We start from the raw sequence: 23,000 nt of genomic DNA, 5'->3' as shown, positions 1-23,000 counted from the left end.
TTTACCGCCGTTTCGGAACCGGCACCCGCAGCAGGTCGTAGGCCACGGTCAGCTCCCCCGCGAACCCGGCCGCCCGCGCCTGCCGCTCGAACTCCCCCGGGTCGGTGTAGCGCTGGCTGAAGTGGGTGAGCACGAGGTGGCGCACCCCGGCGTCCCGGGCCACGGCGGCGGCCTGCCCGGCCGTCAGGTGCCCGTGCTCGACGGCGAGTTCGACGTCCTCGTCGAGGAAGGTGGACTCGATGACGAGCAGGTCGCAGCCCTCCGCGAGCGCGTGCACACCGTCGCAGAGCCGGGTGTCCATGACGAACGCGAACCGCTGCCCGCGCCGCACCTCGCTGACGTCCTCCAGCGTCACGTCCCCGAGCCGCCCCTCGCGCTGGAGACGGCCCACGTCGGGCCCCCTGAGGCCGTGCGCGGCGAGCCGGTCGGGCAGCATGCGGCGGCCGTCGGGCTCGATCAGGCGGTAGCCGTAGGACTCGACCGGGTGCGAGAGCCTGCGGGCCTCCAGGGTGTACGACCGGGTCACCGCGAGGATGCCGTCGGCGGCGACCGGGGCCTCGGTGATGCCGACGGTCTCGCGGTAGGCGGTCGCGTAGCGCAGCCGGTCGAAGAAGCGCTGCCCCGAGCGCGGGTAGTGCGCGGTGACCTCGTGCGGCACCTGGTCGAGGTTGATCCGCTGGATGACCCCGGCGAGGCCGAGGGAGTGGTCGCCGTGGAAGTGCGTGACGCAGATCCGGTTCAGGTCGTGGGCGGCGACCCCGGCGCGCAGCATCTGCCGCTGCGTGCCCTCGCCGGGGTCGAACAGCAGGCCCTCGCCGTCCCACCGCAGCAGGTAGCCGTTGTGGTTGCGGTGCCGGGTCGGGACCTGGCTGGCGGTGCCGAGGACCACCAGTTCACGGACGGACACGGCTGCCTATCCGGGCGGCCACTGGAGGCCACGGCCGCCGAGGACGTGGGCGTGGGCGTGCCAGACGGTCTGGCCGGCGCCGCTGCCCGTGTTGAAGACGAGGCGGTAGCTGTCGAGCTTCTCCTCGTCGGCGACGGCCTTGGTCTCGGCGAGCACGTCGGCCGCGATGCGCGGGGCGCCCGCGGCGAGCTCGGCCGCGTTCTCGTAGTGGGCCTTGGGGATCACCAGGATGTGGGTCGGAGCCTGGGGGTTTATGTCCCGGAAGGCTACGGTCGTCTCGGTCTCGCGGACGATCGTCGCCGGGATCTCGCCCGCGACGATCTTGCAGAACAGGCAGTCGTTCTGCGGCTCTCCGGCCATGGGTGTGCCTCCTGTGATCAATACGGTGGGCATCGTAGTCGGTCAGGTGGGCATGCCCGGCGGTGTTTTCGCGGGACTGCTCTCCAGCGCCTCCAGCGCCAGCCTGATCGCCTCGTCCAGTTGGGCATCGCGGCCCGCCGCCCAGTCCTGGGGCCTCTGGACGACCTCCACGTCGGGGTCCACCCCGTGGTTCTCCACGTCCCAGCCCACGCCCTCCAGCCACATCGCGTACTTCGGCTGGGTGACCAGGGTGCCGTCGAGCAGGTGGTAGCGGCTGTCGATGCCGATGACGCCGCCCCAGGTGCGGGTGCCGACGACCGGCCCGATGCCCAGGGCCCTGATCGCCGCGTTGACGATGTCGCCGTCGGAGCCGGAGAACTCGTTGGCGACGGCGACGACCGGGCCGCGCGGGGCGTCCAGCGGATAGCTGGTGGGGCGCATGCCGCGCGGGAGGTCCCAGCCGATGATCCGGCGGGCCAGCTTCTCGACCACGAGCTGGGAGGTGTGGCCGCCCCGGTTCTCGCGGACGTCGACCACGAGGCCTTCGCGGGCCACCTCGACGCGCAGGTCGCGGTGGATCTGGGCCCAGCCGGGGGCCTGCATGTCCGGGACGTGGAGGTAGCCGAGCCGGCCGGCGGAGGCCGCGTGGACATGGGCGCGGCGATCGGCGACCCAGGCGTGGTAGCGCAGGGGCTCCTCGTCGGCGATGGGGACGACGACCGTGTGCCGGGGCTCCCCGCCGCCGGCCGGGGAGACGGTCAGCTCCACCGGGTGACCGGCCGTGCCGACGAGCAGCGGGCCCGGGCCCGTCACCGGGTCGACCTGGTGGCCGGCGACCGCGATGATCGCGTCGCCCGGACGGACCGCGGCGCCGGGCGCGGCGAGCGGGGAGCGGGCCTCCGGGTCGGAGGTCTCCGACGGCAGGATGCGGTCGATGCGCCAGCTGCCGTCCTCGTGGCGGGAGATGTCGGCGCCCAGCAGGCCGTGCCGGGCGCGGCGGCCGGAACCGCCGCGCGGGATGACGTAGGCGTGCGAGGTGCCCAGTTCGCCGTGCACCTCCCAGAGCAGGTCGACCAGGTCGCTGTGGGTGGCGAGGCGGGCCAGGAGCGGGCGGTAGCGGGCGAGGACGCCGTTCCAGTCGGTGCCGCCGAGGTCGGGGCGCCAGAAGTGGTCGCGCATGAGGCGGCCGGTCTCGTCGTACATCTGCCGCCACTCGGCGGCCGGGTCGACAGTCTGCCGGACCCGGGCGAGGTCGACGGTGACGCTGGTGTCGCCGTCGTCGTCGGTGCCGGTACGGCGGTCGCTCGGTACGACCCGGAGCCGGCCGTCGGCCCACAGCAGGACGCGTTTGCCGTCGCCGCTGACCTCGAAGTGGTCGGCGTCGGAGGCGAGGTGCTCCAGGCGGCGCTGGGCGAGGTCGTAGCGCTCCAGCTCGGTGTGCGGGTCGGGGTCCTCGGGGTGGGCGCGGGAGGCGCCGAGGACGCCCTGCACGGGGTGGCGCAGCCAGAGGACGCCGTCCTTGGCGGCCCGGAGCGTGGAGTAGCGGCCGGCCTCGACCGGGAAGGGGACGATGCGGTCGGCCAGGCCCTCCAGGTCGATGCGGGTGGTCGGTGTGCCCTCGCCGTCGGGGGTCTCGTCCTTGTCCGAGGTCTCGAAGGGGCGGCCGTGGCGCTGCGGACCGAACGGCGAGGGGGTGGTGGCGGCCAGCGTGATCAGGTGCGGGCGGGCGCCGACCACGAACGCGAGGTCGAAGACGTGCTCGTCGTAGACCGGGTCGAAGGCGCGGTTGGAGAGGAACGCGAGGTGTTTGCCGTCCAGGGTGAAGGCGGGCGCGTAGTCCTGGAAGCGCAGCGGGGTCGCCTCGGTCACCGACAGGTCGGTGGTGTGGGCGACGCGCAGCTGGGACAGCGGCCGGGGGCCGGGGTGGGACCAGGCGAGCCAGGCGGAGTCGGGGGAGAAGGCGAGGCCGGAGACCTCGCCGTCGTCGCTGCGGTCGACCTCGCGGACCTCTCCGGTCTCCCGTTCGACCATCAGCAGCCTGCCGTCGTGCGCGGCCACGGCGGCCCGGCTGCCGTCGGGTGCCATGGCCAGCTCCAGGACCCGGCCGAGCTGTCCGGCGGCGAGCCGGCGCGGCGGGGCGCCGGGCACGGTGCCGGTCGCGGGCGCGAACTCCAGGGCGTCGTCGCCCTCGGCGTCCGTCACCCACACCACCCACTCCTCGCCCTCGGCGCGGAAGACGCGCGGCGTCCGGGCGCGCACGCCGGGGGTGGCGGCCAGGGCGCGGGCGGGGCCGGAGCGGTGGGTGACCCAGTGGATGCCGCCGCGCACGCAGACGGCGCTGCCGCGCGCGGTGTGGTCGGGGGCCGCCTCGCCGAACCAGCGGGAGGCGTTGACGGGGTACGGCCGCAGGTCGACGCGGGGTCCGCCGAGCCGTACGTCCAGCCGGCGCGGCTCGGCGCCCTCCAGGTCGTCCAGCAGCCAGAGTTCGCCGGCCGAGCTGTAGACGACGCGGGTGCCGTCACCGGCCGCGTGGCGGGCGTAGAAGCCCCCGAGCGGTGTGTGCCGGCGCAGGTCGGAGCCGTCGGCGAGGGAGGAGTAGAGCGCGCCGGTGCCCTCGTGGTCGGAGAGGAAGGCGATGCGGTCCCCGGCCCACACCGGGCACTCGATGTTCCCGTCGAGGTCCTCGTGCAGCCGGACGAACTCGCCGGCGCCTTCTCCGTCTCCGGCGGCACGGTCGATCCACAACTTGCCCGCCGTGCCGCCCCGGTAGCGCTTCCAGTGCGCGGCCTCACGGCCCATCGGCGCGGACAGCAGCACGGTGGCCGGGCCGAGGGCCACATCGCCGACCGGGCCGTACGGCAGGGTCTCGGCGGGTCCGCCGTCCAGCGGGACGGCGTGCGCCCAGGTGTGCCGGAAGCTGTGCCGGCCCTGCGCGCCGAGCGCGAGCACCCGCCCGTCCGGTGTCCAGCCGCGCACCTCGGTACGGCCGTTGCCCCAGTACGTCAGCCGCTCGGCGGGACCCCCGTCGACCGGGGCGACATGCACCTCGGGGGCGCCGTCCCGGGTGGAGGTCCAGGCGAGGTGCCGGCCGTCCGGCGATATCCGGGGCCGGGTCACCGGCACGTTGTCGGCGCTGACCCGCCAGGCCCGGCCGCCGTCGACCGGCGCGAGCCAGACGTCGTCCTCGGCGACGAAGGTCACCAAGTCGCCGTGCGGATGGGGGAATCGGAGATAGGCGGAGTCTGCCGTGGTTCCCGTCGAAGCACCCTGAGTCACGCCGTCACTCTACGCAGCGACGGCTGCGCCCGCTCCCGGTTTCGGATCACTTGCCCGGCACGGGCCAGACGGTACGGGTGACGGTGACGGTCACGGTCGGCCGTCCGCCGGTCGGCGGCCGGTACGTCGGCATGGGCGGGGCGGAGCAGTTGCCGAGACCGTTGACGCGGAACACCTGTCTGCCGTCGACCTTGGCGGTCAGGTCCCCGCGCACACAGGCACCGTCGACGGCCCTGGTCACCAGGCCGGTGACGACGATCTTCCGCCGGTCGTCCGTCTCGCCCTGGCAGTCGACGGAGACGACGGTGGTCTCGCTCGGCGCGGGCGAGCCGCCGCGCGCGCCGCCGCCGTCGCGGTAACCGCCGGTGCACGTGAGCCAGCTGACGTTCACGTGCCGGTGCTCCAGCGCGGCGGTCGCGGTCTGGTCGGTGGTGTAGGCGACGGTCGCCGACCCGAGCCCTCCACCGGGCTGACAGGCCACGACAGCCCCGCCGCCCACCACGACGAGTCCCGCCACGGCCACCACTCGCGCCCGACGCCGTATCCGCCTCGAATCCCCCATACAGGGCAGCGTGCCACCGGCCCCCACCGTGGGGAAGCCCGGATACGGCCACTCACCCGTTCGGGGGGAAGGGCCCGAAGGGGCGCGGGGAACCCCGGCCACAAGCGAGCGGCGGACGGCAGCGCGGCGCCCCGGCGGAGCGGACGTCAGCCGCGCAGCAGCAGCCACTCCTGGAGTTCGACCAGGTTGCCCTCCGGGTCCTTGAGGTGGGCCACGCGCATCCGGTCGGTCAGGGGGGCCGGCCCGTGCAGCAGGGCCGCGCCCCGGGCGGTGATCTGCGCGCAGTAGGCATCGAGGTCGTCGACGCGCAGGACGACCAGGGACCGGTGGCCGGTGGCGGTGTCGCCCAGCTCGGCCAGGAGCTCGGCCATCATCGCGCGGTCCTGGAGCGCGATCCCGGCGGAACCGGCGTGCGGGCTGAACTTCTCGTACGGCCCCTGCGCCGCGCCGGACTGCGGCTTGAGGCCGAGCACCTCGGCGTAGAAGCGGTAACAGGCGGCGAAGTCGGTGACCAGGAGCCGGACTTGGGCGAGTTCCACGGTGTCCCCAGGGGTCAGGACCAGCGGCCGGTGCGGCCCAGCAGCAGGGCCGCGGCGGCGGTGCCGGCGGTGGAGGTGCGCAGGACGGTGGGGCCGAGGACACAGGTCTTCGCGCCCGCCTCCTCGAAGAGCGCCAACTCGTCCCGTGACACACCGCCTTCGGGACCCACGACTAGGACGATCTCGCCCTCGGTGGGGAGTTCGGCGGTGGCCAGGGGTTCGCTGACGTGGTCGAAGTCGGAGTGGAGCACGGCGGCGAAGTCCGCCGCGCCGAGCAGCGCGGCGACCTGCTTGGTGGCCGCCAGGTCCGCGACCTCCGGGAAGCGCAGCCGGCGGGACTGCTTGCCGGCCTCCCGCGCGGTGGCACGCCACTTGGCGAGCGCCTTCGCCCCCCGCTCGCCCTTCCACTGGGTGATGCAGCGCGCGGCCTGCCAGGGCACGATCGCGTCGACGCCGGTCTCCGTCATCGTCTCCACGGCCAGCTCGCCGCGGTCGCCCTTGGGCAGGGCCTGGACGACGGTGATACGGGGGCTGGGCTCGGGCTCCACCGGGAACTCGAACGGCTCGACCACCAGGTGGTCCTTGCCCGACACGCTGACGACGACCCCGGCCGCGCCCCGGCCCCTGCCGTCGGTGAGCACCACGTTCTCGCCCGGCTGCAACCGCCGCACGGAGACCGCGTGCCGTCCCTCCGGGCCCTGGACGTCGACGACCGAGCCGGGGCCCACGCCCTCCAGCGAGTCGACGACGAACACCGGCGCGGTCATCGGGGACCACCCCCGGCCGACAACGCTGTCCGGGCCTCGGCGAGTTCGGCCGCCAGCACCTCCACCAGCCGGCCCGCGGGCAGTTCCCGGGCCATCCGGTGGCCCTGCCCGGCCCACATCGCCATGCCCTGCGCGTCCTCGGCCTTGGCGGCGGCCTTGCGCAGCGGCGCGGTGAGGTGGTTGACCTCGGGGTAGGCGGCGGGGGCGTACCGGCCGTGCTCGCGCAGGAAGCGGTTGACCAGCGCGCGGGCCGGGCGGCCGGTGAAGGCGCGGGTCAGCTCGGTGCGCGGGAACAGCGGGTCGGTCAGCGCCCGCTTGTGCAGGGGGTGCGCGCCGGACTCGTGGGCGGCGACGAACGCGGTGCCCAGCTGGGCCGCGCAAGCGCCCGCCGCGAGGGCCGCGGCGATCTGGCCGCCGCGCATGATGCCGCCGGCGGCGACGACCGGGATGCGCACGGTCTCCCGGATCTGCGCGACCAGCGACAGCAGGCCGATGCCGGCGCCGTCGTTCTCCGGGAGGTCCCGGTGGGTGCCCTGGTGTCCGCCGGCCTCCACGCCCTGCGCGATCACCGCGTCGGCCCCGGCCCGCTCGACCGCGCGGGCCTCCTCGGCGGTGGTGGCGGTGACCAGGGTGAAGGTGCCGACGCGGTGGAGCTTGTCGAACACCTCGCGGGGCGGCACGCCGAAGTGGAAGGAGACCACCGGCACCGGGTCGTCGAGCAGGACGGCGAGCTTGGCGTCGTAGCCGTCGTCCCGGCCGCTGTCCGGGTCGCCCAGCTCGGTCTCGTACCAGGCGGCCTCGCCGGCCAGCTGGTGCGCGTAGAGGTCGACGGCCCCGGACTCCGCGTGCTCGGGCTGCGGCATGAAGAGGTTCACGCCGAAGGGGCGGCCCGTCAGCCCGCGCAGCTGCTTGATCTCCTGGTACATGCCGTCGGCGGTCTTGTACCCGGCGGCGAGGAACCCGAGGCCGCCGGCCTCGCAGACGGCGGCGGCGAGCTGCGGGACGGAGACACCGCCCGCCATGGGGGCCTGCACGATCGGGTGGGGGAAGAGATCGGTCAGCGCGGAGGACATGACCGCATGTTGTCACGTCCTTCGGACAAGTCCGAATCCGGGCATCCCCCGGCACACGCCCACGGCGTACGGGGTGCCGGAGCACCCCGTACGTCACCGATCAGCGCCCGTTGAACGCGTCCTTCAGGCGCGAGAACAGCCCTTGCTGCCCCGGCTGACCGTGCCTGCCCGGGGGGCAACCCCCGGACCCCCGGCCACCCCCGCAGCCCACGTCAGCGACCGTTGAACGCGTCCTTCAACCGCGAGAACAGTCCCTGCTGCCCCGGCTGGAACTGGCCCTGCGGCCGTTCCTCGCCGCGCAGCTTGGCCAGCTCGCGCAGCAGCCGCTCCTGCTCCGGGTCCAGCTTGGTCGGCGTGGTCACCTCGACGTGCACGACCAGGTCGCCCCGGCCGCCGCCGCGCAGGTGCGTGACGCCCCGGCCGTGCAGCGGGATCGACTGGCCGGACTGGGTGCCGGGCCGGATGTCGACCTCCTCCAGGCCGTCCAGCGTCTCCAGCGGCACCTTCGTGCCGAGGGACGCCGCCGTCATCGGGATCGTGACCGTGCAGTGCAGGTCGTCGCCGCGCCGCTGGAACGTCGGGTGCGGCAGCTCGTGGATCTCGACGTACAGGTCGCCGGCCGGGCCGCCGCCGGGGCCGACCTCGCCCTCACCGGCGAGCTGGATCCGCGTGCCGTTGTCGACGCCGGCCGGGATCTTCACGGTCAGCGTCCGGCGCGAGCGCACCCGGCCGTCGCCGGCGCACTCCGGGCACGGGGTGGGGACGACCGTGCCGAAGCCCTGGCACTGCGGGCACGGCCGCGAGGTCATGACCTGGCCCAGGAAGGACCGGGTGACCTGGGAGACCTCGCCCCGGCCGCGGCACATGTCACACGTCTGGGCGGACGTGCCGGGCGCCGCGCCCTCGCCGTTGCAGGTGTTGCAGACGACGGCCGTGTCGACCTGGATGTCCTTGGTCGTCCCGAAGGCCGCCTCGTCCAGCTCGACCTCGATCCGGATCATCGCGTCCTGGCCGCGCCGGGTGCGCGAGCGCGGCCCGCGCTGCGACGCCGTACCGAAGAACGCGTCCATGATGTCGGAGAAGTTGCCGAAGCCGCCGGCCCCGAAGCCGCCCGCGCCCGCGCCGCCCGACTGGGAGAGCGGGTCGCCGCCGAGGTCGTAGACCTGCTTCTTCTGCGGGTCCGACAGCACCTCGTAAGCGGCGTTGATCTCCTTGAACCGCTCCTGGGTCTTCGGATCCGGGTTGACGTCCGGGTGCAGCTCGCGCGCGAGCCGGCGGAACGCCTTCTTGATCTCATCCTGCGACGCGTCGCGGCGCACGCCGAGAACGGCGTAGTAGTCCGTGGCCACTTACGACTCCGCCAGGATCTGTCCGACGTACCGTGCCACTGCGCGTACCGCTCCCATCGTTCCCGGGTAGTCCATGCGGGTCGGTCCGACCACGCCGAGCTTGGCAACCGCCTCGCCGCCCGAACCGTAGCCGACCGACACGACGGAGGTGGAGTTGAGTCCCTCGTGGGCGTTCTCGTGGCCGATGCGCACGGTCACGCCCGGATCCTTCGCCTCGCCGAGGAGCTTGAGGAGCACGACCTGCTCCTCCAGGGCCTCCAGGACGGGCCGGATCGTGAGGGGGAAGTCATGTCCGAAGCGGGTCAGATTGGCGGTACCGCCGATCATCAGCCGCTCCTCGTTCTCCTCCACGAGTGTCTCCAGAAGAGTGGAGAGCACCGTGGAGACCGTACCGCGGTCCTCCGGATCGAAGGCGTCCGGGAGGTCCTCGACCAGCTTCGGCACGTCCGTGAACCGGCGGCCGGCGACCCGGCTGTTGAGCCGCGCCCGCAGATCCGCCAGCGACGCCTCGCCGAACGGCGCCGGGCAGTCGACCATCCGCTGCTCGACCCGGCCGGTGTCCGTGATCAGCACGAGCATCACGCGCGCGGGAGCCAGCGACAGCAGCTCCACGTGCCGGACCGTGGACCGGGTCAGGGACGGGTACTGCACGACGGCGACCTGCCGGGTGAGCTGCGCGAGCAGCCGCACGGTCCGCGCCACGACGTCGTCGAGGTCGACGGCGCCCTCCAGGAAGTTCTGGATCGCCCGCCGCTCCGGCGCGGTCATCGGCTTCACGCCCGCGAGCTTGTCCACGAACAGCCGGTAGCCCTTGTCGGTGGGGATCCGCCCCGCGCTGGTGTGCGGCTGGGCGATGTACCCCTCGTCCTCCAGGGCCGCCATGTCGTTGCGGACGGTCGCCGGGGAGACGCCGAGGTTGTGCCGCTCGGTGAGCGCCTTGGAACCGACCGGCTCCTCGGTGCCCACGTAGTCCTGGACGATGGCGCGCAGTACCTGAAGCCTGCGTTCACTCAGCATTCGCGCGCACCTCCAGCACGTCGTCCCCTCGTCCGTTCGGGTTCGCCCCTTTGGCACTCTTCCCGTGCGAGTGCCAGCGTTCCCGGGCCCAGTGTACGGCTGCCGGGTACACCCCGGGCAAGGTCGGGCCGCCGTACCGGCTCGTACCGCTAGCGTCGCGGGTATGACCGTGACTTGGGAAGAGCTGGGGTGGGAGCGGCTGGCCGCGGGGGTGGGCCGGTGCCGGCTGCCGGGCTGGGACTGCACGGCGGGGCTGGTCCTCGGGGAGGGTACGGCACTGCTCGTGGACGCCGGTTCGAGCCTCGCGGAGGGGGTCAGGCTGCGCGGCCAGGCCGAGGAGCTCGCGGGCGGCCGTGTGACCCATCTCGCGCTCACCCATCCCCACTTCGACCACGTCTTCGGCGCCGCCGTGTTCGCCGGGGCGGAGGTGTACGGGGCGGTGGGCCTGGACGCGGTGTTCGCGTACGAGCGCGCGGACCTGCGGCTGGACGCGGTCCGCAACGGGCTGCCGGTGGCCGACGCCGACGAGGCGGTGGACGCGCTGGCCCCGCCCCGCCACGCGGTCTCCGGCGAGTGGACGCTGGACCTCGGCGACGGCCGGCAGGCGCTGCTGGCCAACGTGGGCCCCGGCCACACGGCGCACGACCTGGCCGTGCTGGTGCCGGGCGACCCCGAGGTGGTGTTCTGCGGCGACCTGGTGGAGGAGTCCGGCGAACCCCAGGCGGGCCCCGACGCGGTCCCGTCCCGCTGGCCGGACGCGCTGGACCGGCTGCTGGCGCTCGGCGGCGAGGACGCGCTGTACGTGCCCGGTCACGGCGCGGTGGTGGACGCGGGCTTCGTCCGCCGCCAACGGGACGCCCTGGCAACACGGTTCGGCGTGATCTGAGCGGCTCTTCCCGCCCGGCCCCGGCGTGTCGTACGCCTCACCGCACGGCTTCTCCTATCGTCATCCGAATGCGCCCACCCGTCTCCCGCCACCGCCCTTCCCATGAGGGCCCTTCGGGCCCGCGCCCTCGTGTCTACTCCTCCGACCTGACCCCACCGTGGAAGAAGCCCAAGCCCGTGCCGGAGGTCCCGGCCGAGCCCGGTCTGGTGGTGGAGGAGCCCGGCACCGGGTTCTGCGGGGCGGTGATCCGCTGCGAGGCGGGCACGGTGACCCTGGAGGACCGCTTCGGCAAGCACCGGGTGTTCCCGCTGGAGCCGCGCGGCTTCCTGCTGGAGGGCCGCGTGGTGACGCTCGTCCGCCCCGCCCCCTCGGCCCCGCTACGTCCCGCCCGTACGGCGTCCGGCTCGGTCGCCGTCCCCCAGGCACGCGCGCGCGTGGCCCGCGCCGGGCGCATCTACGTGGAGGGCCGGCACGACGCCGAGCTCGTCGAGAAGGTGTGGGGCGACGACCTGCGGATCGAGGGCGTGGTCGTGGAGTACCTGGAGGGTGTGGACGACCTCCCGTCGATCGTGGAGTCCTTCGCCCCGGGCCCGGACGCGCGGCTGGGCGTCCTGGTGGACCATCTGGTGCCGGGGACGAAGGAGTGGCGCATCGCGCAGTCGGTGACCAGCGAGCACGCGCTGGTCGTCGGCCACCCGTTCATCGACGTCTGGCAGGCGGTGAAGCCGTCGTCGCTGGGCATCGAGGCGTGGCCGGCGGTGCCGAAGGGGCAGGACTGGAAGACGGGTGTGTGCCGGGCGCTGGGCTGGCCGGCGGAGAACACCGGCGCGGTGTGGCAGGCGATCCTGAAGCGGGTGGGGTCCTACAAGGATCTGGAGCCGGAGCTGCTGGGGCGCGTGGAGGAGCTGATCGACTTCGTCACGGGTAGCGGTGGGGCCTGACGTCGGGCAACGTTCCGAACTCGCTGGTGTCGAGTTCGAGCCCGAGAGCGTCCAATGGGACCGGGTCCCCGAACTTGATGATCTCCTGGCTGAGATAGTCGGCGTCCTCTCCCTGACCCGCCGGCTTCGTCAGCAGAACGCAGTGGGCCATGATCGGGTCGACGATGAGGTACGCCGGGATCCTCCCCGCCGCATAGATCGAGCGCTTGACCACGTAATCCTGGTGGACGCTGTACTTGGTGACGACCTCCAGCACCATGGTGACCAGTTGGCTGGGCAACAGCCGCCCGGAGCTGGGCAGCACTTCGGGCGAGAGAACCACCAGGTCCGGCACCGGCTCGCTGGATTCGCCGGCGATGTCGACGTCCTGTGTCTGGAGGGGATACCACCGCTCAAGGGGCATCTGCCGCTGCGTGTGCAGCACGATCAGGTTGTGCACCAGATCAGGGCCGGCCATCATCACGATGACTCCTCGGAGAAGCTCAGCCTTGACACCCTCGGGAGGCTCGAACTCGTCGAGGTACTTGGCCATTCCACGCTCGTCCACAGCGGTCATCTCCGTGGCCTCCACATCCGCCGCGTCCTGTCGACGGCAGCCCAGGAACCAGGTTAAGGACCGAACCGGCGTTCCGGGGGGATTCACCCGCCGGGGTGATCAGTCCACCAGGTCCCGCACCACCGCGTCCGCCAGCAGCCGCCCCCGCAGGGTCAGCGCGGCCCGCCCCTCCTGGTACGGGCCCTCCTGGAGGAGCCCGTCCGCCAGGGCGCGCCGGGACGCGGCGAGCCCCTCCTCCTTCAGCAGGGACAGCGGCACCCCGTCCCGCAGCCGCAGCTCCAGGAGGACGCGCTCCACGCGCCGGTCCTCGTCGGACAGCAGTTCCCGGCCCGCGCCCGGCGACTTCCCCGACGCCAGCGCCGCCGCATAGGCACCCGGGTGCTTGACGTTCCACCAGCGGACCCCGCCCACGTGCGAGTGCGCGCCCGGCCCGGCGCCCCACCAGTCCGCACCCCGCCAGTACAGCTCGTTGTGCAGGCAGCGGCCCGCCTCGGAGGTAGCCCAGTTGGAGACCTCGTACCAGTCGAAGCCCGCCGCGCTCAGCGTCTCCTCGGCGATCAGGTACCGGTCGGCGTGGACGTCGTCGTCGGTCATCGGGATCTCGCCCCGGCGGATGCGGCGGGCGAGCTGGGTGCCCTCCTCCACGATGAGCGCGTAGGCGCTGATGTGGTCGGGTCCGGCGCCCAGGGCGGCCTCCAGGGACGCCCGCCAGTCCTCGTCGCTCTCCCCCGGCGTGCCGTAGATCAGGTCGAGGTTCACGTGCTCGAAGCCCGCCGCCCTGGCCTCCGCCACGCAACGCTCGGGGCGGCCGGGGGTGTGGGTGCGGTCGAGGACCTTCAGCACGTGCTGCTTGGCGCTCTGCATGCCGAAGGAGATCCGGTTGAAGCCGCCCTCGCGGAGGGTGGCGAGGTACGCGGGGTCGACGGACTCCGGGTTCGCCTCCGTCGTGATCTCCGCGTCCGGTGCCAGCCCGAACTCGTCCCGGATCGCCCCCAGCATCCGTACGAGATCGTCGGCGGCCAGCAGCGTCGGCGTGCCGCCGCCGACGAAGACCGTGCGGACCTCGCGCGGGTCGTCGCCCAGCACCTTCCGGGCCAGCCGGATCTCGTCGGTCAGCGTGTCCGCGTAGTTGTCGCGGGAGGCCAGCACCCCGCCCGTGCCGCGCAGCTCGGTCGCGGTGTAGGTGTTGAAGTCGCAGTAGCCGCAGCGGGTCGCGCAGTACGGGACGTGCAGGTAGAAACCGAGCGGGCGGCCGGCGGCCCCGGCGAGCGCGTGCGCGGGCAGCGCGCCGTCTGCGGGGACGGGCTCGCCGTCGGGGAGTGCGGAAGGCATGCCTTCCATTGTCCAGCACCGTGGGCGTTACTCCGCCTGGAGCACCAGCAGGGCCAGGTCGTCCTCGGGCAGGCCGCCGCCGAAGTCGTGGACCAGGCGGCGGATCCTTTCAGCGATCAGCTCGGCGCCGAGCCCGGCGCAGCCGGACAGGGCGCGGGCGAGGCCGTCGCCGTCGTCGAACTGGCGGGTGCCGGAGCGCCGCTCGGTCACGCCGTCGGTGACGCAGAGCAGGCTGTCGCCGGGGCGCAGGTCCAGGGTCTCGCTGGTGTAGGTCTCGTCCTCGACCACGCCGAGCAGGGTCTGCGGGCGGGCGGCGGTGCGCACGGTGCCGTCGGGGCTGAGGACGAGCGGCAGCGGGTGGCCGGCGGAGGCGAGGGTGCAGCGGACCCCGCCGTCGTACGGCGTCAGCTCGCCGTAGAGGAGGGAGAGGAAGCGGGTCTGCGGGCCCTCCCCGGTGGCCAGCGGGCGTCCGCCGACGGCGACCAGGGCGCGGGCGGCGGCGTCGGCGGCCTCGGTGGCGTCGTCCAGGAGGAGCTGGTTGAGGCGGTCCAGGACGTCCGCGACCCGGTAGCCCTCACGCGCCAGCAGGCGCAGCCAGGGGCGGGCGAGGCCGATCACCACGGCGGCCTCCGGGCCCTTGCCCTGGACGTCGCCGACCGCGAAGCACCAGCGGCCGTCGCCCGCCGGGAACAGGTCGTAGAAGTCGCCGCTGGGGCCGCCCTTGTCGCAGGGCTCGTAGACCAGCGCGCTGCGCACGCCGGGGATCTCGGCGACGGCGCCGGGCAGCAGGCCGCGCTGGAGGACGGCGCTGATGGTGGCCTGGCGGGCGTACTGGCGGGCCGCGCCGATGGCCAGGGCCACCCTGCGGCTGAGGTCCTCCGCCAGCCCGGTGATCTCGTCCGGGAAGCCCGCCGGCCCGCACCGGCCGATGACCAGCGTGCCGAGCGGCCGGCCGCCCGCGATGAGCCGGTACGACAGCGCCGTCCCGTCGGCGCCCTGCGGGCCGAGCGCGTGGCCCGGCCAGGGGTAGGGGTCGGGGCCGGAGCGCAGCCCGCCCGGCGGACACGGCGGCTCCTTCTCCAGGGCGCACCGCAGCTCCTCGATGCGGGCCTCGCTGGCGTGCCAGACCCGGGCGGGTCCGCCGCCGGCGCCGCCGCGGACGGTCGCCTCGTCCTCCAGCCAGACCGCGCACCAGTCGGCGAGCCGGGGCACGATCAGCTGGCCGGTGAGCGCGGCGACCAGGTTCTCGTCCAGTTGTCCGGCGAGCAGGTCGGAGGCCTCGGCGAGGAAGGACAGGGCGCCCCGGCCGAGCCAGTCCCGGTCGCCGTCGGCGCGGTGCGGCTGCGGGGCGAGGTCCTCGGCGACCTCCAGGGCGGGGTCGGGGACGGGTCCGTCCAGGGCCTCGCTGCCGCCCGGTGGCAGGCGCGCCCAGACGGTCTTGGCGCCGGTGCGGTAGGTGACGCCCCAGGACTCGGCGAGCGTCGCGACGAGGCGCAGGCCGCGCCCGTACTCGGGGGTGTCGTACGGCGCCTCGCCGCTCGTGGCGTCCCGCGGGGCGCGGGACGGGTGCTGGTCGCGCACCTCGACGACGAGCGCGCCGGTGTCCTCCAGCTGCCACTCGACCTGCACCTCGGTGCCGGCGTGCACGACGGCGTTGGTGACCAGCTCGCTGACGACGGCCATGGCGTCGTCGGCGAGCCGTGCGCAGACCCCGGGCATCCCGTCCAGCGCGGCCCGCACGAGCGCGCGGGCCGAGCCCGGAGCGAGGGGGCTCCCGGGCAGCGTGGCCCGCCCCCGCGTCTCACCGGGCTGGACGCCGCTCTCCCGTTGCGTGGGTATGGCCGCCATATCCATGCGGTCAGGGTGACAGACGGGGGGCGCCCATAAGCGCTGAGTCACGGAAGTGACCAGAAGACGGAACGTTTCGGGCGCGGGTGAGCATGAAAAGCAGCGCGGGACCGCGTCACCGTGCGGCTCCGCCGCGTGGGCACGAACCACCGCGCCCCACGCCAGCCGCCGGCGGTCCCGAGCCGCCCCCTCCCAGAGCGCGCTACGCCTCCTTGGCCCCCGCGTACATCTCCTCGATGAGGTGCTTGTACTCCCGCTCCACCACCGGCCGCTTCAGCTTCAGGCTCGGCGTGATCTCGCCGTGCTCCACGTCGAGGTCCCGCGGCAGCAGGCGGAACTTCTTGATGGTCTGCCAGCGCTGGAGCCCGGCGTTGAGCTCCCGCACGTACCCGTCGACCATCTCCACCGTCTGCGGCGCGGCGACGATCTCGGCGTACGACTTCCCCTCCAGCCCGTTCTCCTTCGCCCACTCCTCGATCGCGATCTCGTCCAGGGCGATGAGGGCGGTGCAGTAGTTCCGGTCGGCGCCGTGCACGAGGATGTTGGAGACGTACGGGCACACCGCCTTGAACTGCCCCTCCACCTCGGCCGGGGCGACGTACTTGCCGCCGGACGTCTTGATGAGGTCCTTCTTGCGGTCGGTGATGCGCAGGTAGCCGTCGGGCGACAGCTCGCCGATGTCGCCGGTGTGGAACCAGCCGTCGGACTCCAGCACCTCGGCGGTCTTCTCGGGCAGCTTGTGGTAGCCCTCCATGACGCCGGGGCCGCGCAGCAGGATCTCGCCGTCGTCGGCGATGCGGACCTCGGTGCCGGGCAGCGGCTTGCCGACCGTGCCGGTGCGGTAGGCCTCGCCGGGGTTGACGAAGGAGGCCGCGGAGGTCTCGGTGAGGCCGTAGCCCTCCAGGATGTGGATGCCGGCGCCGGCGAAGAAGTAGCCGATCTCCGGGGAGAGCGCGGAGGCGCCGGAGACGCAGGCCCGCAGCCGGCCGCCGAAGGCCTCGCGGAGCTTGCCGTAGACCAGGCCGTCGGCGACCTTGTGCTTGGCGGCGAGCCCGAACGGCACGGAGGCGGTGCCGGTGCGCCGGAAGTTGTCCTGGCTGGCCTTGGCGTACTCGCGGGCGACCTCGGCCGCCCACTGGAAGATCTTGTACTTGGCCGCGCCGCCCTCGCGGGCCTTGGCCGCGACGCCGTTGTAGACCTTCTCGAAGATGCGCGGCACGGCCGCCATGTACGTCGGCCGCACCACCGGCAGGTTCTCGATGATCTTGTCGACCCGGCCGTCCACGGCGGTGACGTGCCCGACCTCGATCTGTCCGGAGGTGAGCACCTTGCCGAAGACGTGCGCGAGCGGCAGCCACAGGTACTGCACGTCGTCCATGGTCACCAGGCCGGTCGCGGCGATGGCCTTCGCCATGTAGGCCCAGTTGTCGTGCGGCAGCCGCACGCCCTTGGGGCGGCCGGTGGTGCCCGAGGTGTAGATGAGGGTGGCGAGCTGGTCCTTGGTGATCGCGCCGACCCGCTCCTTGATCAACTGCGGGTGCTGCTCCAGATAGGCGGCGCCGCGCTGCTCCAGATCGGCGAGGGTGATCACCCAGTCGTCCGTCTCCACGCCGGCCGGGTCGATGACGACGACCTTCGTCAGGTCCGGCAGCTCGGCGCGCTTCTCGGCGGCCTTGGCGAGCTGGGCCGCGTCCTCGGCGATCAGCACCCGGCTCTCGGAGTCGGAGAGGATGAACGCGGACTCGTCGGCGTTGGTCTGCGGGTAGACGGTGGTGGTGGCACCGCCGGCGCACATGATGCCGAGGTCGGCGAGGATCCACTCGACGCGGGTGGAGGAGGCGAGCGCCACCCGCTGCTCGGGCTCGACGCCCAAGTCGATGAGCCCGGCCGCGATCGCGTACACCCGGTCGGCCGCCTGCGCCCAGCTGAGCGACCGCCAGTCGTCCGGGCCCTGCCCGGCGGACGGCGGGACGGGGTAGCGGTAGGCCTCGGCGTCGGGTGTCGCCGCCACGCGCTCCAGGAAGAGGGCCGCCACGGACGGCGGACGGTTCTCGATCAGGGTCTGTGTGTCGCTCACGACATCCTCCGGGGGCCCGCGACGGTGCGGCTGGCTCGGTGCGGCTGGGTTAACTCACGTGACTCGGTGCGTGCTGGGTCAACTCACGGCGGGGGTTTCGGGCTGTTGTTTAACTCACCAGTAACTATCGAGCAGGGATCAGGGTAAGGGGCGACCGCCCGCTGCGTAAGGGGCCTCGGCCTGTCACTTTCCACTCAGAGCGACGTTACGCACGCGTAGGGGCCCGCCGCACTTTCGCACGACGGGCCCCACATGCCCGGTTTGCGGGCGTCACCGGTTGTTCCCTCCGGTTACTTCTTGCCCTTGGCCGACCCCGCGCTGTCATCGCTGGACAGCACGGCGATGAAGGCTTCCTGCGGAACTTCCACGGAACCCACCATCTTCATCCGCTTCTTGCCTTCCTTCTGCTTCTCCAGCAGCTTCCGCTTACGGGAGATGTCACCGCCGTAGCACTTGGCGAGGACGTCCTTGCGGATGGCGCGGATGGTCTCGCGGGCGATCACCCGGGAGCCGATGGCGGCCTGCACCGGCACCTCGAAGTTCTGCCGCGGGATCAGCTCCTTGAGCTTGGCGACGAGCCGCACGCCGTACGCGTACGCCTGGTCCTTGTGGGTGATCGCCGAGAACGCGTCCACCTTGTCGCCGTGCAGCAGGATGTCGACCTTGACGAGGCTGCTCGACTGCTCGCCCGTGGGCTCGTAGTCCAGCGAGGCGTACCCGCGCGTCTTGGACTTCAGCTGGTCGAAGAAGTCGAAGACGATCTCCGCGAGCGGGAGCGTGTAGCGGATCTCGACCCGGTCCTCGGAGAGGTAGTCCATGCCGAGCAGCGTGCCGCGCCGGGTCTGGCACAGCTCCATGATCGCGCCGATGAACTCGGTGGGCGCCAGGATCGTCGCCCGCACGACCGGCTCGTACACCTCGGCGATCTTCCCCTCGGGGAACTCGCTCGGGTTGGTGACGGTGGCCTCGGTGCCGTCCTCCATGATCACGCGGTAGACCACGTTGGGGGCGGTGGCGATCAGGTCGAGGCCGAACTCCCGCTCCAGCCGCTCCCGGATCACGTCCAGGTGCAGCAGGCCGAGGAAGCCGACGCGGAAACCGAAGCCGAGGGCGGCGGAGGTCTCCGGCTCGTAGACCAGCGCCGCGTCGTTGAGCTGGAGCTTGTCCAGCGCCTCGCGCAGCTCCGGGTAGTCGGAGCCGTCCAGCGGGTACAGACCCGAGAAGACCATCGGCTTCGGGTCCTTGTAACCGCCGAGGGCCTCCGTCGCGCCCTTGTTCTGGCTGGTGACGGTGTCACCGACCTTCGACTGCCGGACGTCCTTCACACCGGTGATGAGGTAACCCACCTCACCCACGCCCAGGCCGTCGGCCGGCAGCATCTCCGGCGAGTTGACGCCGATCTCCAGCAGCTCGTGCGTGGCGCCGGTCGACATCATCCTGATGCGCTCGCGCTTGTTGAGCTGGCCGTCGATGACACGGACGTAGGTCACGACACCCCGGTAGGAGTCGTAGACCGAGTCGAAGATCATCGCGCGGGCGGGGGCGTCGGCGACCCCGACCGGCGCCGGGATCTCCTTGACGACCTTGTTCAGCAGCGCGTCCACGCCGAGCCCGGTCTTCGCGGAGACCTTGAGCACGTCCTCCGGGTCACAGCCGACCAGGTTCGCCAGCTCCTCGGCGAACTTCTCCGGCTGGGCGGCCGGCAGGTCGATCTTGTTCAGCACCGGGATGATCGTGAGGTCGTTCTCCATCGCCAGGTAGAGGTTGGCGAGGGTCTGCGCCTCGATGCCCTGGGCGGCGTCGACGAGGAGGATGGTCCCCTCGCAGGCGGCGAGCGACCGCGAGACCTCGTAGGTGAAGTCGACGTGCCCGGGGGTGTCGATCATGTTGAGGATGTGGGTCGTTCCCTGGTCGGGGCCCTCGGTCGGGGCCCAGGGCAGACGCACCGCCTGGGACTTGATCGTGATGCCGCGCTCGCGCTCGATGTCCATCCGGTCGAGGTACTGAGCACGCATCTGCCGCTGCTCGACCACACCGGTCAGCTGGAGCATCCGGTCGGCGAGGGTGGACTTGCCGTGGTCGATGTGCGCGATGATGCAGAAATTGCGGATCAGAGCCGGGGCGGTACGGCTCGGCTCGGGCACATGGTTAGGGGTCGCGGGCACGCAGGGTCCTGTCTCTTGAGGCGCCTTATGCCTCGGGTCGGATCGTTACGTAGTCTCCATGGTCCCACGCGCAGGGACCGGGGGCCGTTTTGGGCCGTCCGGAGGGCCACTGGTACTGTAGATGGCTGTGCCTCATGCCCTCTCAGCGCGAGGCACGACAGGTAATTTTGGATCACCGGTACGGGACCCCCGCGGCCCCGCGCCTGAACCTGAAAAGGCTCCTTCGTGGCGAACATCAAGTCCCAGATCAAGCGGATCAAGACCAACGAGAAGGCTCGGCTGCGCAACAAGGCCGTCAAGTCCTCCCTGAAGACCGCGATCCGCAAGGCCCGTGAGGCCGCTGCCGCGGGTGACGTCGAGAAGGCCACCGAGCTGCAGCGCGCTGCCGCGCGTGCGCTCGACAAGGCCGTCTCGAAGGGCGTCATCCACAAGAACCAGGCTGCCAACAAGAAGTCGGCGCTTGCTTCCAAGGTCGCGTCCCTCAAGGGCTGAACCCCTTTCTGATCTGACCGCCGGAAGGACCCAGAGCGGGCCCTCTCTCATCCGCTCCCGCCCGGCACCCCGAGCCTGTTCGCGGCCTGCGTTCGCCACGCGGGAACGGGCTCACCAGCTTGAACCGAGGACCCCGGTCCCTCGCCCTTCCCCAGGGCGGGGGCCGGGGTTTTTCGGTTGCCTGGGAGTCGGCTTCTTGTGCGGGGGGAGGTCGGCTCGGGAGGGGCGGGGCGGGGCGGTCGGGTGTTCAGGGCGTTCGGGGCTCCTGGGGCGTTCGGGGCGCCTGGGGCTCCTGGGGATTCAGGGTGCAGCCCAAGGGTTGGCTGCCCCGCCCCGGGCCCCTCTTCCCGTGCCCCTCTTCGCTCGCCCCTCTTCGCTCGCCCCTCTTCCCTCGCCCCTCTTCCCGGGCTCGGTCCCGGCGGTGTCTATCCGCGTCCGCGGGAGCGGGCGGCGCGGGCGATCGTCACGACCGCCTTCTCCAACGCGTACTCGGGATCGTCCCCGCCTCCCTTCACCCCGGCGTCCGCCTCGGCGACCGCCCTGAGCGCCACCGCGACCCCGTCCGGCGTCCAGCCCCGCATCTGCTGCCGTACCCGGTCGATCTTCCACGGCGGCATGCCCAGCTCACGCGCCAGATCGGCCGGCCGGCCGCCCCGGGCCGAGGACAGCTTCCCGATCGCCCGCACGCCCTGCGCCAGCGCACTGGTGATCATCACCGGCGCCACGCCCGTCGCCAGCGACCATCTGAGCGCCTCCAGCGCCTCCGCCGTCCGGCCCTCCACGGCCCGGTCGGCGACCGTGAAGCTGGAGGCCTCGGCACGCCCGGTGTAGTACCGCCTGACGACCGCCTCGTCGATCGTCCCTTCCACGTCGGCGACCAACTGCGAGACCGCCGAGGCCAGCTCCCGCAGATCGCTCCCGATGGCGTCGCAGAGCGTCTGGCACGCCTCGGGCGTGGCCGACCGCCCGGAGGAACGGAACTCCCCCCGCACGAAGGCCAGCCGGTCCGCGGGCTTGGTCATCTTCGGGCAGGCCACCTCCCGCGCCCCCGCCTTGCGCGCGGCGTCCAGCAGCCCTTTGCCCTTGGCGCCGCCGGCGTGCAGCAGCACCAGCGTGATCTCCTCGGCGGGCGAACCGAGGTACGCCTTCACGTCCTTGACCGTGTCGGCGGACAGGTCCTGCGCGTTGCGTACGACCACGACCTTGCGCTCGGCGAAGAGCGACGGGCTGGTCAGCTCGGCGAGTGTACCGGGCTGTAGCTGGTCCGGGGTCAGGTCACGTACGTCCGTGTCGGCGTCGGCGGCCTTGGCGGCGGCCACCACCTCCTGCACGGCACGGTCGAGCAGGAGGTCCTCCTGGCCCACGGCGAGGGTCACCGGGGCGAGAGGGTCGTCATTCGCAGTCTTCCTGGCCATCGCTTACAGCATCCCACGCGGCACTGACACCGAAGCGCTCCCGGCACCCCGACCGGTCCCGGAGCGGACCCCGAGTGCGGCTCGGGGACCGGCCCCGACGCGAGGGCCGCGCCGGGCCCGGGGTCACGGCTCCTCGCGCCAGCCGTCCCACTCCCCCGCGAACGCGTCCAGCTCGGCGGGGTCGAGCCGGTCGTCCGCGTCCCGCAGCACCACCAGCCACTGGGCGTCCTCGGCGTCGTCCTCGCCGGCCAGGGCGTCCCGGACCAGCCGGGGCTCCTCGTCGATCCCGAACCGCTCCCCGAGCGCCTCGGCCGCCTCCTCGGCGGCGTCGCGATCGGGCAGCACCAGCACATGTCTCACATCACTCACGGGGCCATTCTCCGGCACCGGGGACGACGCGAAGGGGCAGGTCAGTCCCGGGGGAGCGAGACGTACGACGAGGCTTCGGCAGCACGTTCCACGCCTCGGCCACTCGGCCCGCTCCGAGCCTCGGCCCGGTCCGCATCTCAGCCACTCGGCCCGCTCCGCGCCTCAGCCCTTCGGGACGATCTGCACGTCGAGGTCGACCCGGATGCTCGGTCCGACCACCGCGATGCCCCTGGCCAGCATGGACTGCCAGCTGACCGTGAAGTCGTCCCGGTGCAGCTCGGTGGTGGCCCGGCAGGCGGCCCGCACCTCGCCCTCCATGCCGTTGCCGACCCCGAGGTACTCGGTGTCGAGCGTGACCGTGCGGGTCACACCGTGCAGCGACAGCGCCCCCGTGACCGCCCACCGGTTGCCGCCCTTGTGCACGAACCGGTCACCGTAGAACTCCAGCGTGGGGAACCGCCGCACGTCCAGGAAGTCCCCCGACCGCAGATGGTCGTCGCGCATCCGGACCCCCGTGTCGATGGACGCCGCGTCGATCACGACGTGCATCGCCGACCGCTCCACCCGCTCGGCGATCCGCACCACCCCGGCGAACGAGTCGAACCGCCCGTGGATCCGGGCCAGCCCGATGTGCCGGGCGGTGAAGCCGATCGAGGAGTGCATGGGCTCGATCTCCCAGTCACCCGGCGCCGGCGGCTCCGGCGGATGGGCCACCTGCAAGGTCACATCGCCCAGCGAGGCGAGGGAGTTCTCGCCGACCAGCGCGATGGCCCGGTACGGCGCGTAGCCCTCCGCCGACACCGCCAGCCGGTACTCCCCCGCCGGCACCGTGGCCAGGAACGAGCCGTAGGGGTCCGTACCACCGGTCACCACCCTGCGGCCCATGGGATCGCTGACCACCAACTCGGCGCCTCCGACCGGCTCGTTGACCGGGTCGACCACCCGGCAGCTGAGCACTCCGGCGTCCGGCGGTGTCCGGACCGCCGCCAGGGGACTCATCCGTTGTATCCGGTTCGTCCGGTTACCCAGCCAGCGGCCGAACATCTACGACACCCCTGTACGCCTCGAC

The 23,000-nt window shown here is 72.7% G+C and carries 20 protein-coding genes; 3 read left to right on the top strand and 17 right to left on the bottom strand.

The window, feature by feature from the left end; genetic code table 11:
• Window position 1 precedes the first annotated feature (1 nt).
• The 9 genes from AQJ11_RS02245 to hrcA form a co-directional block, all read right to left on the bottom strand.
• Window positions 2-907, bottom strand: coding sequence for a ribonuclease Z (locus tag AQJ11_RS02245; RefSeq protein WP_014672640.1), 906 nt, complete (start codon window positions 905-907; stop codon window positions 2-4).
• 6 nt (window positions 908-913) lie between these two features.
• Window positions 914-1,267, bottom strand: a complete 354-nt coding sequence (locus tag AQJ11_RS02240; protein WP_014672641.1) for a histidine triad nucleotide-binding protein — start codon at window positions 1,265-1,267, stop codon at window positions 914-916.
• A gap of 42 nt (window positions 1,268-1,309) precedes the next feature.
• Entirely contained in the window at window positions 1,310-4,543 is a 3,234-nt protein-coding gene (locus AQJ11_RS02235; protein ID WP_208616424.1) for a S41 family peptidase, read from the bottom strand.
• Window positions 4,544-4,589: 46 nt separating this feature from the next.
• On the bottom strand, window positions 4,590-5,105 hold the full coding sequence (locus AQJ11_RS02230) for a hypothetical protein (RefSeq protein WP_244218072.1): 516 nt from the start codon (window positions 5,103-5,105) through the stop codon (window positions 4,590-4,592).
• A 146-nt stretch (window positions 5,106-5,251) separates the two neighbouring features.
• The gene (locus AQJ11_RS02225; RefSeq protein ID WP_014672645.1) at window positions 5,252-5,644 is read right to left on the bottom strand and encodes a VOC family protein; all 393 of its coding nucleotides are present in this window, start codon (window positions 5,642-5,644) and stop codon (window positions 5,252-5,254) included.
• A gap of 14 nt (window positions 5,645-5,658) precedes the next feature.
• Window positions 5,659-6,411, bottom strand: coding sequence for a 16S rRNA (uracil(1498)-N(3))-methyltransferase (locus tag AQJ11_RS02220; protein ID WP_059261621.1), 753 nt, complete (start codon window positions 6,409-6,411; stop codon window positions 5,659-5,661).
• Window positions 6,408-7,484 carry a nitronate monooxygenase gene (locus AQJ11_RS02215; RefSeq protein ID WP_059261620.1) on the bottom strand — a complete coding sequence of 359 codons (1,077 nt, stop codon included), beginning with the start codon at window positions 7,482-7,484 and terminating at the stop codon, window positions 6,408-6,410. The genes AQJ11_RS02220 and AQJ11_RS02215 overlap by 4 nt, the downstream gene beginning before the upstream one ends.
• Before the next feature lie 212 nt (window positions 7,485-7,696).
• On the bottom strand, window positions 7,697-8,833 hold the full coding sequence (dnaJ, locus tag AQJ11_RS02210) for a molecular chaperone DnaJ (protein WP_014672648.1): 1,137 nt from the start codon (window positions 8,831-8,833) through the stop codon (window positions 7,697-7,699).
• On the bottom strand, window positions 8,834-9,850 hold the full coding sequence (gene hrcA / locus AQJ11_RS02205; protein ID WP_014672649.1) for a heat-inducible transcriptional repressor HrcA: 1,017 nt from the start codon (window positions 9,848-9,850) through the stop codon (window positions 8,834-8,836).
• 163 nt (window positions 9,851-10,013) lie between these two features.
• Here hrcA and AQJ11_RS02200 point away from each other — a divergent pair, with 163 nt between their 5' ends.
• Both AQJ11_RS02200 and AQJ11_RS02195 read left to right on the top strand, forming a co-directional pair.
• Complete coding sequence (locus AQJ11_RS02200; protein ID WP_014672650.1) at window positions 10,014-10,736, top strand: MBL fold metallo-hydrolase; 723 nt, start codon at window positions 10,014-10,016, stop codon at window positions 10,734-10,736.
• Window positions 10,737-10,804: 68 nt separating this feature from the next.
• Window positions 10,805-11,677 (top strand): DUF3097 domain-containing protein, encoded by an 873-nt coding sequence (locus AQJ11_RS02195; RefSeq protein WP_059261619.1) that lies wholly within the window; start codon window positions 10,805-10,807, stop codon window positions 11,675-11,677.
• Here the strand turns inward: AQJ11_RS02195 and AQJ11_RS02190 are convergent.
• The 5 genes from AQJ11_RS02190 to lepA all read right to left on the bottom strand — a co-directional run bounded on the left by AQJ11_RS02190 (window position 11,655) and on the right by lepA (window position 19,655).
• The gene (locus AQJ11_RS02190) at window positions 11,655-12,233 is read right to left on the bottom strand and encodes a Uma2 family endonuclease (RefSeq protein ID WP_041665930.1); all 579 of its coding nucleotides are present in this window, start codon (window positions 12,231-12,233) and stop codon (window positions 11,655-11,657) included. The genes AQJ11_RS02195 and AQJ11_RS02190 overlap by 23 nt on opposite strands.
• A 99-nt stretch (window positions 12,234-12,332) precedes the next feature.
• A complete protein-coding gene (gene hemW / locus AQJ11_RS02185) occupies window positions 12,333-13,565 on the bottom strand; it encodes a radical SAM family heme chaperone HemW (protein WP_059261618.1) in 1,233 nt (410 codons plus the stop codon).
• A gap of 27 nt (window positions 13,566-13,592) precedes the next feature.
• The gene (locus tag AQJ11_RS02180; protein ID WP_244218094.1) at window positions 13,593-15,413 is read right to left on the bottom strand and encodes a SpoIIE family protein phosphatase; all 1,821 of its coding nucleotides are present in this window, start codon (window positions 15,411-15,413) and stop codon (window positions 13,593-13,595) included.
• 202 nt (window positions 15,414-15,615) lie between these two features.
• On the bottom strand, window positions 15,616-17,490 hold the full coding sequence (locus AQJ11_RS02175; protein WP_014672655.1) for an AMP-dependent synthetase/ligase: 1,875 nt from the start codon (window positions 17,488-17,490) through the stop codon (window positions 15,616-15,618).
• Window positions 17,491-17,780: 290 nt separating this feature from the next.
• The gene (gene lepA, locus AQJ11_RS02170; protein ID WP_041665162.1) at window positions 17,781-19,655 is read right to left on the bottom strand and encodes a translation elongation factor 4; all 1,875 of its coding nucleotides are present in this window, start codon (window positions 19,653-19,655) and stop codon (window positions 17,781-17,783) included.
• A gap of 225 nt (window positions 19,656-19,880) precedes the next feature.
• On the opposite strand from lepA, the gene rpsT reads away from it, so the two are divergent.
• Complete coding sequence (gene rpsT / locus AQJ11_RS02165) at window positions 19,881-20,147, top strand: 30S ribosomal protein S20 (RefSeq protein ID WP_004001350.1); 267 nt, start codon at window positions 19,881-19,883, stop codon at window positions 20,145-20,147.
• A gap of 425 nt (window positions 20,148-20,572) precedes the next feature.
• Here the strand turns inward: rpsT and holA are convergent, their stop codons facing one another.
• The 3 genes from holA to AQJ11_RS02150 all read right to left on the bottom strand — a co-directional run bounded on the left by holA (window position 20,573) and on the right by AQJ11_RS02150 (window position 22,975).
• A complete protein-coding gene (gene holA, locus AQJ11_RS02160; protein ID WP_059261617.1) occupies window positions 20,573-21,562 on the bottom strand; it encodes a DNA polymerase III subunit delta in 990 nt (329 codons plus the stop codon).
• Between the two features lie 123 nt (window positions 21,563-21,685).
• Window positions 21,686-21,931, bottom strand: coding sequence for a hypothetical protein (locus AQJ11_RS02155; RefSeq protein WP_059261616.1), 246 nt, complete (start codon window positions 21,929-21,931; stop codon window positions 21,686-21,688).
• 162 nt (window positions 21,932-22,093) lie between these two features.
• Window positions 22,094-22,975, bottom strand: a complete 882-nt coding sequence (locus AQJ11_RS02150; RefSeq protein ID WP_107120767.1) for a YceI family protein — start codon at window positions 22,973-22,975, stop codon at window positions 22,094-22,096.
• Window positions 22,976-23,000 lie beyond the last annotated feature (25 nt).

The sequence above is a fragment of the Streptomyces corchorusii genome (assembly GCF_001514055.1).
Lineage (GTDB): Bacteria > Actinomycetota > Actinomycetes > Streptomycetales > Streptomycetaceae > Streptomyces > Streptomyces olivaceoviridis.
This window is presented reverse-complemented; position numbering and strand designations above follow the sequence as displayed.

Bases quoted from the DNA above. Each gene is read 5' to 3' on its own strand.
- AQJ11_RS02215 (WP_059261620.1), bottom strand. From the start codon at position 7,484: ATGTCCTCCGCGCTGACCGATCTCTTCCCCCACCCGATCGTGCAGGCC.
- holA (WP_059261617.1), bottom strand. From the start codon at position 21,562: ATGGCCAGGAAGACTGCGAATGACGACCCTCTCGCCCCGGTGACCCTC.
- AQJ11_RS02220 (WP_059261621.1), bottom strand. From the start codon at position 6,411: ATGACCGCGCCGGTGTTCGTCGTCGACTCGCTGGAGGGCGTGGGCCCC.
- AQJ11_RS02195 (WP_059261619.1), top strand. From the start codon at position 10,805: ATGCGCCCACCCGTCTCCCGCCACCGCCCTTCCCATGAGGGCCCTTCG.
- AQJ11_RS02230 (WP_244218072.1), bottom strand. From the start codon at position 5,105: ATGGGGGATTCGAGGCGGATACGGCGTCGGGCGCGAGTGGTGGCCGTG.
- hemW (WP_059261618.1), bottom strand. From the start codon at position 13,565: ATGCCTTCCGCACTCCCCGACGGCGAGCCCGTCCCCGCAGACGGCGCG.
- hrcA (WP_014672649.1), bottom strand. From the start codon at position 9,850: ATGCTGAGTGAACGCAGGCTTCAGGTACTGCGCGCCATCGTCCAGGAC.
- AQJ11_RS02190 (WP_041665930.1), bottom strand. From the start codon at position 12,233: ATGACCGCTGTGGACGAGCGTGGAATGGCCAAGTACCTCGACGAGTTC.
- AQJ11_RS02240 (WP_014672641.1), bottom strand. From the start codon at position 1,267: ATGGCCGGAGAGCCGCAGAACGACTGCCTGTTCTGCAAGATCGTCGCG.
- AQJ11_RS02200 (WP_014672650.1), top strand. From the start codon at position 10,014: ATGACCGTGACTTGGGAAGAGCTGGGGTGGGAGCGGCTGGCCGCGGGG.
- AQJ11_RS02180 (WP_244218094.1), bottom strand. From the start codon at position 15,413: ATGGCGGCCATACCCACGCAACGGGAGAGCGGCGTCCAGCCCGGTGAG.
- AQJ11_RS02150 (WP_107120767.1), bottom strand. From the start codon at position 22,975: ATGTTCGGCCGCTGGCTGGGTAACCGGACGAACCGGATACAACGGATG.